16 protein-coding genes and 1 tRNA gene are annotated in these 12,829 nt (G+C 71.0%); 8 read left to right on the top strand and 9 right to left on the bottom strand.

Features of this window, described 5'->3' with window-relative positions; genetic code table 11:
- Positions 1–21: 21 nt before the first annotated feature.
- The gene (locus C6N75_RS15440; protein ID WP_105869483.1) at positions 22–360 is read right to left on the bottom strand and encodes a GroES family chaperonin; all 339 of its coding nucleotides are present in this window, start codon (positions 358–360) and stop codon (positions 22–24) included.
- Positions 361–391: 31 nt separating this feature from the next.
- Positions 392–712: a DUF3618 domain-containing protein gene (locus tag C6N75_RS15435; protein WP_105869482.1), complete on the bottom strand. Its 321-nt coding sequence runs from the start codon at positions 710–712 to the stop codon at positions 392–394.
- A 137-nt stretch (positions 713–849) separates the two neighbouring features.
- On the opposite strand from C6N75_RS15435, the gene bcp reads away from it, so the two are divergent.
- The 5 genes from bcp (at position 850) to C6N75_RS15415 (ending at position 4,593) form a co-directional block, all read left to right on the top strand.
- Positions 850–1,323: a thioredoxin-dependent thiol peroxidase gene (gene bcp, locus C6N75_RS15430; RefSeq protein ID WP_105869481.1), complete on the top strand. Its 474-nt coding sequence runs from the start codon at positions 850–852 to the stop codon at positions 1,321–1,323.
- A gap of 202 nt (positions 1,324–1,525) precedes the next feature.
- Positions 1,526–3,031: a glycine betaine/L-proline transporter ProP gene (gene proP / locus C6N75_RS15425; RefSeq protein ID WP_105869480.1), complete on the top strand. Its 1,506-nt coding sequence runs from the start codon at positions 1,526–1,528 to the stop codon at positions 3,029–3,031.
- A gap of 124 nt (positions 3,032–3,155) precedes the next feature.
- Positions 3,156–3,803 carry an HNH endonuclease signature motif containing protein gene (locus C6N75_RS30690; RefSeq protein WP_181160479.1) on the top strand — a complete coding sequence of 216 codons (648 nt, stop codon included), beginning with the start codon at positions 3,156–3,158 and terminating at the stop codon, positions 3,801–3,803.
- The gene (locus C6N75_RS15420) at positions 3,800–4,492 is read left to right on the top strand and encodes an HNH endonuclease signature motif containing protein (protein WP_105869479.1); all 693 of its coding nucleotides are present in this window, start codon (positions 3,800–3,802) and stop codon (positions 4,490–4,492) included. Before C6N75_RS30690 ends, C6N75_RS15420 begins: the two co-directional genes overlap by 4 nt.
- A 14-nt stretch (positions 4,493–4,506) precedes the next feature.
- Positions 4,507–4,593, top strand: a tRNA-Leu gene (locus C6N75_RS15415).
- Between the two features lie 47 nt (positions 4,594–4,640).
- On the opposite strand, the gene rdgB is transcribed toward C6N75_RS15415, so the two are convergent.
- The 4 genes from rdgB to C6N75_RS15395 all read right to left on the bottom strand — a co-directional run bounded on the left by rdgB (position 4,641) and on the right by C6N75_RS15395 (position 6,845).
- On the bottom strand, positions 4,641–5,246 hold the full coding sequence (rdgB, locus tag C6N75_RS15410; RefSeq protein ID WP_105869478.1) for an RdgB/HAM1 family non-canonical purine NTP pyrophosphatase: 606 nt from the start codon (positions 5,244–5,246) through the stop codon (positions 4,641–4,643).
- Between the two features lie 46 nt (positions 5,247–5,292).
- Positions 5,293–5,673, bottom strand: coding sequence for a hypothetical protein (locus tag C6N75_RS15405; RefSeq protein ID WP_105869477.1), 381 nt, complete (start codon positions 5,671–5,673; stop codon positions 5,293–5,295).
- A 107-nt stretch (positions 5,674–5,780) separates the two neighbouring features.
- Positions 5,781–6,512 carry a ribonuclease PH gene (gene rph, locus C6N75_RS15400; RefSeq protein WP_105869476.1) on the bottom strand — a complete coding sequence of 244 codons (732 nt, stop codon included), beginning with the start codon at positions 6,510–6,512 and terminating at the stop codon, positions 5,781–5,783.
- 99 nt (positions 6,513–6,611) lie between these two features.
- Complete coding sequence (locus C6N75_RS15395) at positions 6,612–6,845, bottom strand: glucose PTS transporter subunit EIIB (protein WP_105869475.1); 234 nt, start codon at positions 6,843–6,845, stop codon at positions 6,612–6,614.
- A gap of 186 nt (positions 6,846–7,031) precedes the next feature.
- On the opposite strand from C6N75_RS15395, the gene C6N75_RS15390 reads away from it, so the two are divergent.
- Complete coding sequence (locus tag C6N75_RS15390) at positions 7,032–8,294, top strand: PTS transporter subunit EIIC (RefSeq protein ID WP_105869474.1); 1,263 nt, start codon at positions 7,032–7,034, stop codon at positions 8,292–8,294.
- Positions 8,295–8,576: 282 nt separating this feature from the next.
- The gene (locus C6N75_RS15385) at positions 8,577–9,896 is read left to right on the top strand and encodes a PTS transporter subunit EIIC (protein ID WP_258177426.1); all 1,320 of its coding nucleotides are present in this window, start codon (positions 8,577–8,579) and stop codon (positions 9,894–9,896) included.
- Positions 9,897–9,993: 97 nt separating this feature from the next.
- Here C6N75_RS15385 and C6N75_RS15380 read toward each other — a convergent pair whose 3' ends face one another.
- Positions 9,994–10,746: an MBL fold metallo-hydrolase gene (locus tag C6N75_RS15380; RefSeq protein ID WP_105869473.1), complete on the bottom strand. Its 753-nt coding sequence runs from the start codon at positions 10,744–10,746 to the stop codon at positions 9,994–9,996.
- A gap of 175 nt (positions 10,747–10,921) precedes the next feature.
- On the opposite strand from C6N75_RS15380, the gene C6N75_RS15375 reads away from it, so the two are divergent.
- Positions 10,922–11,425, top strand: a complete 504-nt coding sequence (locus C6N75_RS15375; protein WP_105869472.1) for a type II toxin-antitoxin system PemK/MazF family toxin — start codon at positions 10,922–10,924, stop codon at positions 11,423–11,425.
- A 31-nt stretch (positions 11,426–11,456) separates the two neighbouring features.
- Here the strand turns inward: C6N75_RS15375 and C6N75_RS15370 are convergent, their stop codons facing one another.
- Positions 11,457–12,407, bottom strand: coding sequence for a PLP-dependent cysteine synthase family protein (locus tag C6N75_RS15370; protein ID WP_105869471.1), 951 nt, complete (start codon positions 12,405–12,407; stop codon positions 11,457–11,459).
- Positions 12,408–12,412: 5 nt separating this feature from the next.
- Positions 12,413–12,691 (bottom strand): MoaD/ThiS family protein, encoded by a 279-nt coding sequence (locus C6N75_RS15365; RefSeq protein ID WP_105869470.1) that lies wholly within the window; start codon positions 12,689–12,691, stop codon positions 12,413–12,415.
- Positions 12,692–12,829 lie beyond the last annotated feature (138 nt).

Here is a 12,829-nt window from a genome sequence, read left to right as displayed (position 1 = left end):
CCCGCCGCACCGCCACGACTCCTACAGATACAGACCGGTCGAGTCGTCCGCGCCCTCGAAGCGGTCCGCCGCCACCGCGTGCAGGTCCCGCTCGCGCATCAGCACGTAGCCGACGCCGCGCACCTCGACCTCGGCGCGGTCCTCCGGGTCGTACAGCACCCGGTCGCCGGGCTCCACGGTGCGGACGTTCTGCCCGACCGCGACCACCTCGGCCCAGGCCAGCCGGCGGCCGACGGCGGCGGTCGCCGGGATCAGGATGCCGCCGCCCGAACGCCTCTCGCCCTCGGGGGTGTCGTTCCGGACCAGCACGCGGTCGTGCAGCATCCGGATGGGCAGCTTGTCGTGGGTGTTCTCGCTCACCCTGTGAAACCTACCTGCCGTCCGGCCCGGGTCAGTCCCTGCGGCGGCGGGTGGACAGCGCGAGCAGGCCCACCACGCCGACGGCCAGCAGCGCCACCGGGACCACCCGCTCCAGGCGCGGCGCGCCGTCCTCGGTGGTGAACTTCGCCTTCACGTCGGTCACCACCCGGTTCACCGCGACGAAGGCGCGGCCGGCGGTCTCGTCCACCGTCGAGGCCACCTTCGCCTTCGCGTCGCCCATGATGGTGCTGGGGTGCAGCCGCACCCCGATCTCGTCGAGCGTGACGGCGAGCTGGTCGCGCCGGCGGACGATGTCCGCCTCGATCTGCGCAGGGGTCCTGGCGTCCGACACCGCGCTGCCTCCGTGTGGTCGTGGTGGTCGTGGGTCTGGTGAAGTGCTGCACAGTCTGGCAGCTCGGCCCGCCGGTGACCGGCGGCGACCCCCGTTAGGCTCTCCAGCGCGTACCCCGAGAAACAAGGAGAGCCCTGATGAGCGAGCGACTTCAGCCCGGCGACACCGCACCCGCCTTCTCCCTGCCGGACGCCGACGGCAAGGAGGTCTCGCTCGCGGACCACCGGGGCCGCAAGGTCATCGTCTACTTCTACCCGGCCGCGCTCACCCCCGGCTGCACCAAGCAGGCCTGCGACTTCACCGACAACCTGGAGCTGCTGGCGGGCGCCGGCTACGACGTCATCGGCATCTCGCCGGACAAGCCGGAGAAGCTGGCGAAGTTCCGCGAGCAGGAGGACCTCGGGGTCACCCTGCTCGGCGACCCGGGCAAGGAGACGCTGGAGGCGTACGGCGCCTTCGGCGAGAAGAAGCTGTACGGGAAGACGGTGACCGGCGTCATCCGCTCCACGGTCGTGGTGGACGAGGAGGGCAAGGTCGAGCGGGCCCTGTACAACGTCAAGGCCACCGGCCACGTCGCCAAGATCATCAAGGACCTCGGCGTCAGCGCCTGAGCCGGCCGCCGTCCCGGGGACGAGGGCATCGGGCCCTCGTACCCCGCCCTGCACCCCTCCCCCCTGTGACCGAGGTCCCACTCCCGGGGGACTTCGGTTTGCGAACGTCACGGCCGAGCAGATGTTCCCCTTGGACTGATCCCCAGTCCGCCACGGACTGACCCTTCTCAGTCCGAGCACGTCCAGGGAAAGGAACCGGTCCATGGCGGCCACCGGCCCGGAGCAGAACCATGCGGCCGACCCCGCGGCGATCCGACGGCATCGCATCCTCTTCCGCACCATCGACCAGCGGAGGAACCCCAAGCTGCGGCGGTCGGACATCACCATCACCGACCAGTCGGCGGTCAAGCGGGCCGTGAAGGCGGCCTCCCTCGGCAACGCCATGGAGTGGTTCGACTTCGGGATCTACAGCTACCTGGCCGTGATCATCGGCAAGGTGTTCTTCCCGTCCGGGAACGACACCGCGCAGTTGCTGTCCTCGTTCGCCACGTTCGCGGTCGCGTTTCTGGTGCGGCCACTCGGCGGCATGGTGTTCGGCCCGATGGGCGACCGGATCGGCCGCAAGAAGGTCCTCGCCCTGACCATGATCATGATGGCGATCGGCACCTTCGCCATCGGCCTGATCCCCTCCTACGCCTCCATCGGCTGGTTCGCCCCCGCGCTGCTGATCCTCTTCCGCCTGGTGCAGGGCTTCTCCACCGGCGGCGAGTACGGCGGGGCGTCCACCTTCATCGCCGAGTACGCGCCGGACAAGCGGCGCGGGTTCTTCGGCAGCTTCCTGGAGTTCGGCACCCTCGCCGGCTACGTCGGCGCCGCCGGCCTGGTCACCGCGCTCACCGCGGTCCTCGGCGACGCGGCCATGGAGGACTGGGGCTGGCGCGTGCCGTTCCTGGTCGCCGGACCGCTCGGCCTGGTCGGCCTCTACCTGCGGCTGAAGCTCGACGAGACGCCCGCCTTCCAGAAGCTGGAGGACGCCTCCCCGCACGCCTCCTCCGAGGCCGCGGACACCGTGGAGACCACCGCCAAGGGCGACCTCGGCCGGATCTTCCGCGACTACTGGCCGACGCTGATCCTGTGCATCGCGCTGGTCGGGGCGTACAACGTCACCGACTACATGCTGCTGTCCTACATGCCGACGTACCTCTCCGACGAGCTGGGCTACAGCGCCACCCACGGACTGCTCATCCTGCTGGGCGTGATGGTCTTCCTGATGCTGATCATCAACCAGGTCGGCAAGCTGAGCGACCGCTTCGGCCGCAAGCCGCTGCTGATGGCGGGCATGCTGGGCTTCCTCGTCCTCTCCGCCCCGGCCTTCCTGCTGATCGGCGACGGCAGCATCCTCGCCATCACCGCCGGCATGCTGATGCTCGGGCTCTCCCTGGTCTGCCTGCTGGGCACCATGTCCGCCGCACTCCCCGCGCTGTTCCCGACCCGGGTCCGCTACGGCTCCCTCTCGGTCGGCTACAACCTCTCGGCCTCCCTCTTCGGCGGCACCACTCCGCTGGTGATCACCGCCCTGATCGGCTGGACCGGCAGCAACCTGATGCCGGCCTACTACTCCATGGCCGCCGCGCTCGTCGGCGTGATCGCCGTCGCCTGCATGAAGGAGACGGCCCAGAAGCCCCTGGACGGCTCCCCGCCCTCGGTCTGCACCAAGGAAGAGGCCGCCGAACTCGTCCAGGCCCAGGCCCCCGAGCCCAAGTTCTGAGCCGCCTCCCCGCGCGCCCCACGCATACGACGAATCCGCCCGCCGAGTGACCTCCGGCGGGCGGATTCGTTTCCGTGTACGAGACCGCGAACACGCGGCCGGGGAATGAACAAGGGGGCCGTACATGCCGGTCAGTCCGTATACGCGCGAACGCCTGGCGGAGGTCGCCGCCGCATCACGCACCCTGTCCGAAGCACTGGGCGCGCTGGGCGTCGACCCGCGAGGCGCAGGACGCGCCTACATCCGGGAACGGATGCGGCGGTTCGAGGTGGACACCTCCCACTTCGAGCGCGAAGGGCTCCGCTGGACCAGGAGCGTGCTCGAACCGGCGGTGGCGGCGTCCACCAACATGACGGAGGTCCTCCGTCGGCTCGGCATAGACGCGGTGGGCGGCAACCACACGCACATAAGCCGGCGTGTTCGCACCCTGGGCATCGACACATCGCACTTCACCCGTCAAGTGCCCCGAGCCAAGACGATGAGGCGGACGAATCGCCGCCTGCCCGCCGAGATCCTCGTACTGGAGACCGAGCGCCACCCCAAGCGCACATCCGGCGTCCGGCTGCGGCGGGCGATGACCGCCTCGGGCGTCCCGGACTGCTGTGCCCTGTGCGGGGGGCAGGGGCCGCTCTGGCGCGGTCGGCCTCTCCCCCTGGAGGTCGATCACATCAGCGGCAACTGGCGCGACAACCGGATCGGCAACCTGCGCATCCTCTGTCCGAACTGCCATTCCGCGACGGACACCTACCGTGGCCGGAAGAGGCGGCGATGAGCGGCGGAAGGCGCTACACCGAGGAGGTACTCGCCGAGGCCGCGCGCTCATGCCGAAGCATTGACGAAGTGATCTCGTTCCTGGGGACGCCTCCCTATGAGCGGCTGTCGCGATATCTGATCAGCCGATTCATCCACCACGGCGTGGACATCTCGCACTTCGCGCCGCGCGGCCACACACCCCGGCCGACCCCTGCGGCGCTCTCGGAGGCAGTTGTCCAGTCGACCTCGGTGGCGGAGACCCTCCGGCGGCTCGGTCTCCCGGACAACGGGACCCGGCGCCGCCGGCTGCGGGAGTGGCTGGCGGCCGACGGAACCGACATCTCCCACTTCCTCGGCCAGGCGCACCAGAGAGGCAAGAAGGGGGCGAGGCCCGGCAGGCCGCCCGCGGAAGTGCTGGTACTGCGCGTGGGCGGGCAGCGGACCCGCACGTCGGTGCTCCGCCAGGCGCTGCACGAGAGCGGCGTCCCGGAAAGCTGCGCGCTGTGCGGCGCATCACCGTCCTGGCACGGACGGCGCATGGTTCTCGAGATCGACCACGTCAACGGCGACCGACTCGACAACCGCGCCGCCAACCTGCGCTTCCTCTGTCCGAACTGCCATGCCACCACGGACACCTGGTGCCGGAGTGGCCGGAGCGGTCAGGCGAAACGGGCCGACACCCTCGTCCGCCCAGACGCCACACCGTAGACTGAGCGCTGCCTGCGGCCGTTGCTGAATAGGTATAAGCGGAGGTTTTAGGTGCCTCTGGGCGTAAGCCCATGTGGGTTCGAGTCCCATCGGCCGCACCAGCAGAAGTAAGGCCCTGCCCCTGCTCAGGGGCAGGGCCTTCACGGTCTCAGCCGCCCAGCAGCTCCCGTACCACCGGGACCAGTTCGCGGAAGGCCTTGCCGCGGTGGCTGATGGCGTTCTTCTCGGCGGGGGTCAGTTCGGCGCAGGTGCGGGTGGAGCCGTCGGGCTGGAGGATCGGGTCGTAGCCGAAGCCGCCGGCGCCGGCGGGGGCGGTGCGCAGGGTGCCGGTGAGGCGGCCCTCGACGACGCGCTCGGTGCCGTCCGGGAGGGCGAGCGCGGCGGCGCAGGCGAAGTGGGCGCCGCGGTGGGGCGGCGCGATGTCGCCGAGCTGGGCGAGCAGCAGGTCGAGGTTGGCCCGGTCGTCGCCGTGGGCGCCGGACCAGCGGGCGGAGAAGATGCCGGGGGCGCCGCCGAGGACGTCGACGCAGAGGCCGGAGTCGTCGGCGACGGCGGGCAGTCCGGTGGCCTGGGCCAGGGCGTGCGCCTTGAGCAGGGCGTTCTCCGCGAAGGTGGTTCCGGTCTCCTTGACGTCGGGGATCTCGGGGTAGGCGTCGGCGCCGACGAGTTCGTGGGTGAGGCCGGCGTCGGCGAGGATGGCGCGGAGTTCGGTGATCTTCCCGGCGTTGCGGGTGGCGAGGATCAGGCGGGTCATGGGGCCAGTATCCCCACGTGGGAGGGCCGGTGGTCGCCGGGTGGCGTCAGGGGGTGCAGACCTTCGTCAGCTCGCCGGCGGCGTCGGTGAGGGGGGTGAGGTCGGGGGTGGTGTCGCCGGCGTCGACGGCGGTGCGGATGTTGCCGACGGCGAGGCCGAGGTCGCCGGCGGCCTTGGTGAGGTCGGCGTCGCTGGTGGTGTCCTTCAGGGTGGCCAGTTCGCGGTCGATGGTGTCGAGGGATTCGGTGAGCCGGGTGGGGTCCTCGGTGTCGGCGACGGCCTGGCTGAGGTCGGCGACGCTGGTGGCCAGGGCGTCGGCGGTGCGGGCGCAGCCGAGGGCGGTGTCGACGGCGGTGCAGCCGGCGGTGGCGGTGGCGGTGAGGGCGAGGGCGCCGGCCAGGAGGGCGGCGGCGGTGTGGCGTCGCATGGGTCAGGGTTCCCCGTTCGGATGGTGTGGACGGGCGTACGGTGTCGAGCCGTACGCCCGTGTCCACGAGGACGCCGTGGGGGTGCTGGCCGGTTGCCCGCCGGGGTTCAGAGGGTGGTGTCGAGGGCTTCGCGCTGGAGGGCGGCGAGGTCGGCGCAGCCGCCGGTGGCGAGGTCGAGGAGGGCGTTCAGTTCCTTGCGGTCGAAGGGTTCGGCCTCGGCGGTGCCCTGGACTTCGACGAAGCGGCCGTCGCCGGTGCAGACGACGTTCATGTCGGTCTGGGCGCGGACGTCCTCCTCGTAGCGGAGGTCGAGCAGCGGGGTGCCGTCGACGATGCCGACGGAGACGGCGGCGACGGTGTCGGTCAGCGGCTTGCGGCCGGCCTTGACGATCTTCTTGGCCTGGGCCCAGGTGATGGCGTCGGCGAGGGCGACGTAGGCGCCGGTGATGGCGGCGGTGCGGGTGCCGCCGTCGGCCTGGAGGACGTCGCAGTCGAGGACGATGGTGGTCTCGCCGAGGGCTTTGTAGTCGATGACGGCGCGCAGCGAGCGTCCGATGAGGCGGCTGATCTCGTGGGTGCGGCCGCCGATCTTGCCGCGGACGGATTCGCGGTCGCCGCGGGTGTTGGTGGCGCGGGGGAGCATGGCGTACTCGGCGGTGACCCAGCCTTCGCCGCTGCCCTTGCGCCAGCGGGGGACGCCCTCGGCGACGGAGGCGGTGCAGAGGACCTTGGTGTCGCCGAAGGAGACGAGGACGGAGCCTTCGGCGTGCTTGCTCCAGGCGCGTTCGATGGTGACGGGGCGGAGCTGTTCGGGGGTGCGGCCGTCGATGCGAGACATGGGCCCGAGCCTAGCCCGTGACGCCGAAGGGCCTGTTCCGGTGGTCGGGGGTCGGCCGGAACAGGCCCTGGGGGGTGCGTTCGCGCTGGGCTCAGCGGGTCACATCATGTCTTCGATGTCGGCGGCGATGGGGTCGGCGTCGGTGCCGATGACGACCTGGATGGCGGTGCCCATCTTGACGACGCCGTGGGCGCCGGCGGCCTTGAGGGCGGCTTCGTCGACCTTGGAGGGGTCCAGGACCTCGGTGCGCAGGCGGGTGATGCAGCCTTCGACCTCTTCGATGTTCTCGATGCCGCCGAGCCCGGCGACGATCTTCTCAGCCTTGGTGGCCATGGTTTCTCCCTCTGGGTCGTCCGGGTTGTCACGGTAACTCACGGTTGGCCCATCTACGCGCGCGAGGTGGAGCCTTGCGGCGAAGGATGGTGGTGGCCGGCGTCCCGGGAGCCAGCCTATCGCAACTGGTCTACACCAGTAGGGCCAGCAGGACCCGTACGGGGTCATGGGAGGTCGAGGTCGCCGATGAGCACCGAGAGCGCCGCCGCACCGAGGCGCACCTGGCGCAACGGGCTGTTCCAGGGGTTGCAGAAGGTGGGGCGGAGCCTTCAGCTCCCGGTGGCGGTACTGCCGGCGGCGGGGTTGCTGGTGAGTCTGGGCAACCTGTTCGGTTCGACCTTGCACGGGGCGTTCTGGGACAAGACAGCGCTGGTGCTGTCCAACGGCGGCAACGCGATCCTGAACGGCGACATGGGGCTGCCGCTGCTGTTCTGCATCGGGGTGGCGATCGGCTTCGCGAAGAAGGCGGACGGTTCGACGGCGCTGGCGGCGGTGGTGGGCTTCCTCGTCTACCACAACGTGCTGGCGGCGTTTCCGCAGGCGGGCTCGGTGACGCAGGAGACCCCGGACGGCATCCCGCAGAATCCGGGGGTGCTGGGCGGCATCCTGATCGGTCTGCTGACGGCGGTGGTGTGGCAGCGCTTCCACCGCACCAAGCTGGTGGACTGGCTGGGCTTCTTCAACGGCCGCCGGCTGGTGCCGATCATCATGGCGTTCCTGTGCGTGGTGCTCGGGGTGCTGTTCGGGCTGCTGTGGGATCCGGTCGGGGACGCGCTGAACTGGTTCGCCCGGCAGTTGATCGGGCTCGGGGCGTGGGGCGCGGGCATCTTCGGGGTGGCGAACCGGTTGCTGATCCCGATCGGGATGCACCAGTTCCTGAACACCTTCTTCTGGTTCCAGGCCGGTGAGTACACGGCGCCGGACGGTTCGGTGGTGCAGGGCGACCTGACCCGGTTCTTCGCGGAGGACCCGTCGGCGGGGCAGTTCATGTCGGGGTTCTTCCCGATCATGATGTTCGGCCTGCCGGCCGCCGCCCTGGCCATCGCGCACTCGGCCCGCCCGGAGCGGCGCAAGGAGGTGACGGGGCTGATGCTGTCGGTGGCGCTGACGTCGTTCGTCACCGGGGTGACGGAGCCGCTGGAGTTCTCGTTCATGTTCGCCGCGCCGCTGCTGTACGGGCTGCACGCGCTGCTGACCGGGGCGTCCATGGCGATCACCTGGGCGCTGGGGGTGCACGCGGGCTTCAGCTTCTCGGCGGGGCTGATCGACTACGTGGTCAACTGGCACCTGGATACCAAGCCGTGGCTGATCATCCCCATCGGGCTGGGCTTCGCGGTCGTCTACTACGCGCTCTTCCGGTTCCTCATCGCGAGGTTCGACATCCCGGTGCCGGGCCGGGAGCCGCCGGAGCAGGGCGAGCGCCTCGACCGGGACGCGACGAAGCCCTAGCCCCGGCGCACGCCGCCGACGGCCCCTGGACCTGCGGGTTCGGGGGCCTTTCGGCGTTCCCGGCGAGGCTTCCGGGAGTGCGCACGAAGGGTGCGCGCCCGGTCACGATTTCGCAGGTTCCTTATCTATCCCCCACCGTGCTACAACTGGTCTACACCACCCAAAGGTGTAGACCACGCGGCCGGTTACGCCCGCGTACCCCCTTTTCTCAGCCGTTCCTGAGACGCCGCCTCCCCCCTTCTTCCCGATGCCGGGCGGCGCCTTGCCCACTGGAGGAAGTTGATGTCCACGGCCACCGCCCCCGCGGCGGAGCAGAAGAAGAAGGGCGCCGGCGCGATGGCTGTCTTGCAGCGCATCGGCCGCAGCCTGATGCTGCCGGTCGCCGTGCTGCCCGCCGCCGCGCTCCTGGTGCGGTTCGGCCAGCCCGACATGCTCGGCAGGGAGTCGTTCCCCACCTTCATCACCAAGATCGCCGGTTACATGGCGGCCGGTGGCGGGGCGCTGCTGGACAACATGGCCCTGCTGTTCGCGGTCGGCATCGCCATCGGCTTCGCCAAGAAGTCGGACGGCTCGACCGCGCTGGCGGCCGTCGTCGGCTACCTGGTCTTCAAGAACGTGCTGGCCACCTTCACCGACCCGAACCTTGACAAGATCGCCAAGGTCGTGGACGGCAAGATCGTCATGACCGAGGCGCCGGTCGACGCCAAGGTCCTCGGCGGCGTGGTCATGGGCATCGTGGTCGCCCTGCTCTACCAGCGGTTCTACCGCACCAAGCTGCCCGACTGGGCCGGCTTCTTCGGCGGCCGCCGCCTGGTCCCGATCCTCTCCGCGTTCGCCGGCCTGGTCATCGGCATCCTCTTCGGCCTGATCTGGCCGTGGCTGGGCGCCGGTCTGCACGGCTTCGGCGAGTGGCTGGTCGGCTCGGGCGCCGTCGGCGCCGGCATCTTCGGCGTCGCCAACCGCGCGCTGATCCCGATCGGCATGCACCACCTGCTGAACAGCTTCCCGTGGTTCCAGGCCGGCACCTACGAGGGCAAGAGCGGCGACATCGCCCGCTTCCTGGCCGGCGACCCGAGCGCCGGGCAGTTCATGACCGGCTTCTTCCCGATCATGATGTTCGCCCTGCCGGCCGCCTGCCTCGCCATCGTGCACTGCGCCCGCCCGGAGCGCCGCAAGGCCGTCGGCGGCATGATGTTCTCGCTCGCGCTGACCTCCTTCGTCACCGGCGTGACCGAGCCGATCGAGTTCACCTTCATGTTCATCGCCCCGGTGCTGTACGCCGTCCACGCGGTGCTCACCGGTGTCTCCATGGCCCTGACCTGGGCGCTCGGCATGAAGGACGGCTTCGGCTTCTCGGCCGGCGCGGTGGACTTCCTGCTCAACCTGGGCATCGCCTCCAAGCCGTGGATGCTCGCCCTGGTCGGCCTGGTCTTCGCCGCCGTCTACTACGCGGTCTTCCGCTTCGCGATCGTCAAGTTCGACATCCCCACCCCGGGCCGCGAGCCCGAGGAGGAGGGCGGCCTGGTCGTCGACGCCACTCAGGCCGACAAGCCCGCCAAGAAGAAGGCCGGGACCGGCGACACCGCCGACGCCAAGGCGTAACCCGCACACCGCAAGGCCCCCGGTACCGCGACAGCGGTACCGGGGGCCTTCGCGCGCGGGGCCTGCGTGCCGGGTGCGGGGCCTTCGCGCGCCCGGGTCAGACGTCGTACACCGCGCCGGGCCGGGCCAGTTCGGAGGGGCCGTCGTAGACCGCGCGGGCGTCGGCCAGGTTGCGTTCGGCGTCGGTCCACGGCGGGATGTGGGTCAGCACCAGCCTCCCCGCCCCCGCCCGCGCCGCGTGCGTCCCGGCCTCCCGGCCGTTGAGGTGCAGGTCGGGGATGTCCTCCTTGCCGTGCGTGAAGGACGCCTCGCACAGGAAGAGGTCGGTGCCGGCCGCCAGCGCGTCCAGCTCCGGGCAGACCCCGGTGTCCCCGGAGTACGTCAGCGAGCGGCCGCCGTGCTCGACCCGGATGCCGTACGCCTCGACCGGATGGCACACCTTCTCCGTACGCACCCGGAACGGGCCGACGTCGAACGAGCCGGAGCCCAGCGTGCGGAAGTCGAACACCTCGCTCATCGACTTCTCCGACGGCGTGTCCGCGTACGCCGTGGTCAGCCGCTCCTCGGCGCCGTCCGGCGCGTACACCGGGATGGCCGGGCAGCGGCCGCCCTCGTGCCGGTAGTAGCGCGCCACGAAGTAGCCGCACATGTCGATGCAGTGGTCGGCGTGCAGATGGCTGAGGAAGATCGCGTCGAGGTCGTACAGACCGATGTGGCGCTGCAACTCGCCCAGGGCGCCGTTGCCCATGTCGAGCAGCAGCCGGAAGCCGTCGGCCTCTACGAGGTAGCTCGAGCAGGCCGATTCCGCGGACGGAAAGGACCCCGAGCAGCCGACGACGGTGAGCTTCATGGAGCGTGAACCTCCGTGGACGTAAGCCGGGCAGGCGCTGACAGGGGAGGTCGTGCGGTTTACCGAGCGTAAGGCGCGCCCCGGGCCGCCGCTCCTCCGCAAAGCCCCGTTGTGGGGGAACTCACCTGCGCTGTCACCGGTTCGGGGGGCGGCGCCCCCTTGTAGCGTGACGTCCATGGACACGTCGTGGTGGCCGGCGCTCGGCGCCGTGGTGGTGCTGGCGCTCGTGGCGGCGGTGGCGGACGGGGTGAAGCGGGGGCGCAAGCCGCCGGCCCGGCGTCCGGACGGGCGGGGTCGTCCGCCCGGGCGGCCGCAGGCGCGGCCGAAGCGGGGGCGGCCGAAGCGGGGGCGGCCGGAGGAGGCCGGCCGGGGCCCGGCGGCGGGCGAGATCTGGTGGGCGCTGGTGCCCTACGAGGACGGGCCCGGGGCGAAGGACCGGCCGTGCCTGGTCCTCGCGGTTCGCGACGGCGGGGTGCTCGTCGCCAAGATCACCACCCGCTACCGGGACGGTTCGCCGGGAGTCGTCGCGCTGCCCCCGGGCACGGTGGGCGACACCCGGGGGCGGCCGAGCTTCCTGGAGACCGACGAGCTGCGCGAGGTGGCGCCGGCGGACTTCCGCCGCCGGGTCGGCCCGGTGGACCCGCTGGTCTGGGACCGGGTGCGGGGCCTGGCCTCGTAGCCGGCGGCCGGAAGGAGACCGCGGGAGCCGGCTACGCCCAGAGCTGGCCCTGGAGCGTCTCGATGGCCTCCTCGGTGGTGGCCGCGGTGTAGACGCCGGTGGACAGGTACTTCCAGCCGCCGTCGGCGACCACGAAGACGATGTCGGCACTCTCCTGGGCCCTCACGGCCTTGTTCCCGACGCCGATCGCGGCGTGCAGGGCCGCGCCGGTGGACACGCCGGCGAAGATTCCCTCCTGCTGGAGCAGTTCCCGGGTGCGGGTCACCGCGTCCGCGGAGCCCACCGAGAAGCGGGTGGTCAGCACGGAGGCGTCGTACAGCTCGGGCACGAAGCCCTCGTCGAGGTTGCGCAGCCCGTAGACCAGGTCGTCGTAGCGCGGCTCGGCGGCGACGATCCTCACGTCCGGCTTGTGCTCGCGCAGGTAGCGCCCGACGCCCATCAGGGTGCCGGTGGTGCCGAGTCCGGCCACGAAGTGGGTGACGGAGGGCAGGTCGGCGAGGATCTCCGGGCCGGTGCCGGCGTAGTGCGCGCCGGCGTTGTCGGGGTTGCCGTACTGGTAGAGCATCACCCAGTCGGGGTGCTGCCCGGACAGCTCCTTCGCCACCCGCACCGCCGTGTTGGAGCCGCCGGCCGCCGGCGAGGAGATGATCTCCGCGCCCCACATGGCGAGCAGGTCGCGCCGCTCCTGCGAGGTGTTCTCCGGCATGACGCAGACGATGCGGTAGCCCTTGAGCTTGGCCGCCATCGCCAGCGAGATGCCGGTGTTGCCGCTGGTGGGCTCCAGGATGGTGCAGCCGGGGGTGAGCCGGCCGTCCTTCTCCGCCTGCTCGATCATGTGCAGGGCGGGCCGGTCCTTGACCGAGCCGGTCGGGTTGCGGTCCTCCAGCTTGGCCCAGATCCGCACGTCCGCCGAGGGCGACAGTCGGGGAAGCCGGACCAGCGGGGTGTTCCCGACGGCGGCGAGGGGGCTGTCGTAGCGCATAGCGGTCAGCGCATTCCGCCGGCGACCGCCGGGAGGATGGTGACGTTGTCGCCGTCGGACACCTTGGTGGAGATGCCGTCCAGGAAGCGGACGTCCTCGTCGTTGAGGTAGACGTTCACGAACCGGCGGAGCTGCTCGCCGTCGACGATCCGCTCCCGGATGCCCGCGTACCGGGTGTCGAGGTCGGCGAAGAGGTCGGCGAGGGTGTCCCCGCTGCCCTCGACGGCCTTCGCGCCGTCGGTGTAGGTGCGGAGGATGGTCGGGATGCGGACCTCGATGGCCATGGCGGGCTCCTGTTCGAAGACGTGGGTGCGGTACGGGGTACCGGGTGCGGGTGGTGCGTGGCGTCCGGGTGCGGGCGGGGCCCGGTGGCGTGCGTCCGGGCGGTGCGGCGGTCGTACGCGGTGCGGGCGGCGGGGGCG

It is taken from the genome of Streptomyces solincola (assembly GCF_002982015.1).
Taxonomy (GTDB): domain Bacteria; phylum Actinomycetota; class Actinomycetes; order Streptomycetales; family Streptomycetaceae; genus Streptomyces; species Streptomyces solincola.
The sequence above is the reverse complement of the archived record's forward strand: the minus strand, read 5'-3'. Positions and strand labels throughout refer to the sequence as shown.

What these genes read in the sequence shown, in the direction of transcription:
- bcp (WP_105869481.1), top strand. Translation starts at nt 850, where the DNA reads ATGAGCGAGCGACTTCAGCCCGGCGACACCGCACCCGCCTTCTCCCTG.
- proP (WP_105869480.1), top strand. Translation starts at nt 1,526, where the DNA reads ATGGCGGCCACCGGCCCGGAGCAGAACCATGCGGCCGACCCCGCGGCG.
- C6N75_RS30690 (WP_181160479.1), top strand. Translation starts at nt 3,156, where the DNA reads ATGCCGGTCAGTCCGTATACGCGCGAACGCCTGGCGGAGGTCGCCGCC.
- C6N75_RS15420 (WP_105869479.1), top strand. Translation starts at nt 3,800, where the DNA reads ATGAGCGGCGGAAGGCGCTACACCGAGGAGGTACTCGCCGAGGCCGCG.
- rdgB (WP_105869478.1), bottom strand. Translation starts at nt 5,246, where the DNA reads ATGACCCGCCTGATCCTCGCCACCCGCAACGCCGGGAAGATCACCGAA.
- C6N75_RS15405 (WP_105869477.1), bottom strand. Translation starts at nt 5,673, where the DNA reads ATGCGACGCCACACCGCCGCCGCCCTCCTGGCCGGCGCCCTCGCCCTC.
- rph (WP_105869476.1), bottom strand. Translation starts at nt 6,512, where the DNA reads ATGTCTCGCATCGACGGCCGCACCCCCGAACAGCTCCGCCCCGTCACC.
- C6N75_RS15395 (WP_105869475.1), bottom strand. Translation starts at nt 6,845, where the DNA reads ATGGCCACCAAGGCTGAGAAGATCGTCGCCGGGCTCGGCGGCATCGAG.
- C6N75_RS15390 (WP_105869474.1), top strand. Translation starts at nt 7,032, where the DNA reads ATGAGCACCGAGAGCGCCGCCGCACCGAGGCGCACCTGGCGCAACGGG.
- C6N75_RS15385 (WP_258177426.1), top strand. Translation starts at nt 8,577, where the DNA reads ATGTCCACGGCCACCGCCCCCGCGGCGGAGCAGAAGAAGAAGGGCGCC.
- C6N75_RS15380 (WP_105869473.1), bottom strand. Translation starts at nt 10,746, where the DNA reads ATGAAGCTCACCGTCGTCGGCTGCTCGGGGTCCTTTCCGTCCGCGGAA.
- C6N75_RS15375 (WP_105869472.1), top strand. Translation starts at nt 10,922, where the DNA reads ATGGACACGTCGTGGTGGCCGGCGCTCGGCGCCGTGGTGGTGCTGGCG.
- C6N75_RS15370 (WP_105869471.1), bottom strand. Translation starts at nt 12,407, where the DNA reads ATGCGCTACGACAGCCCCCTCGCCGCCGTCGGGAACACCCCGCTGGTC.
- C6N75_RS15365 (WP_105869470.1), bottom strand. Translation starts at nt 12,691, where the DNA reads ATGGCCATCGAGGTCCGCATCCCGACCATCCTCCGCACCTACACCGAC.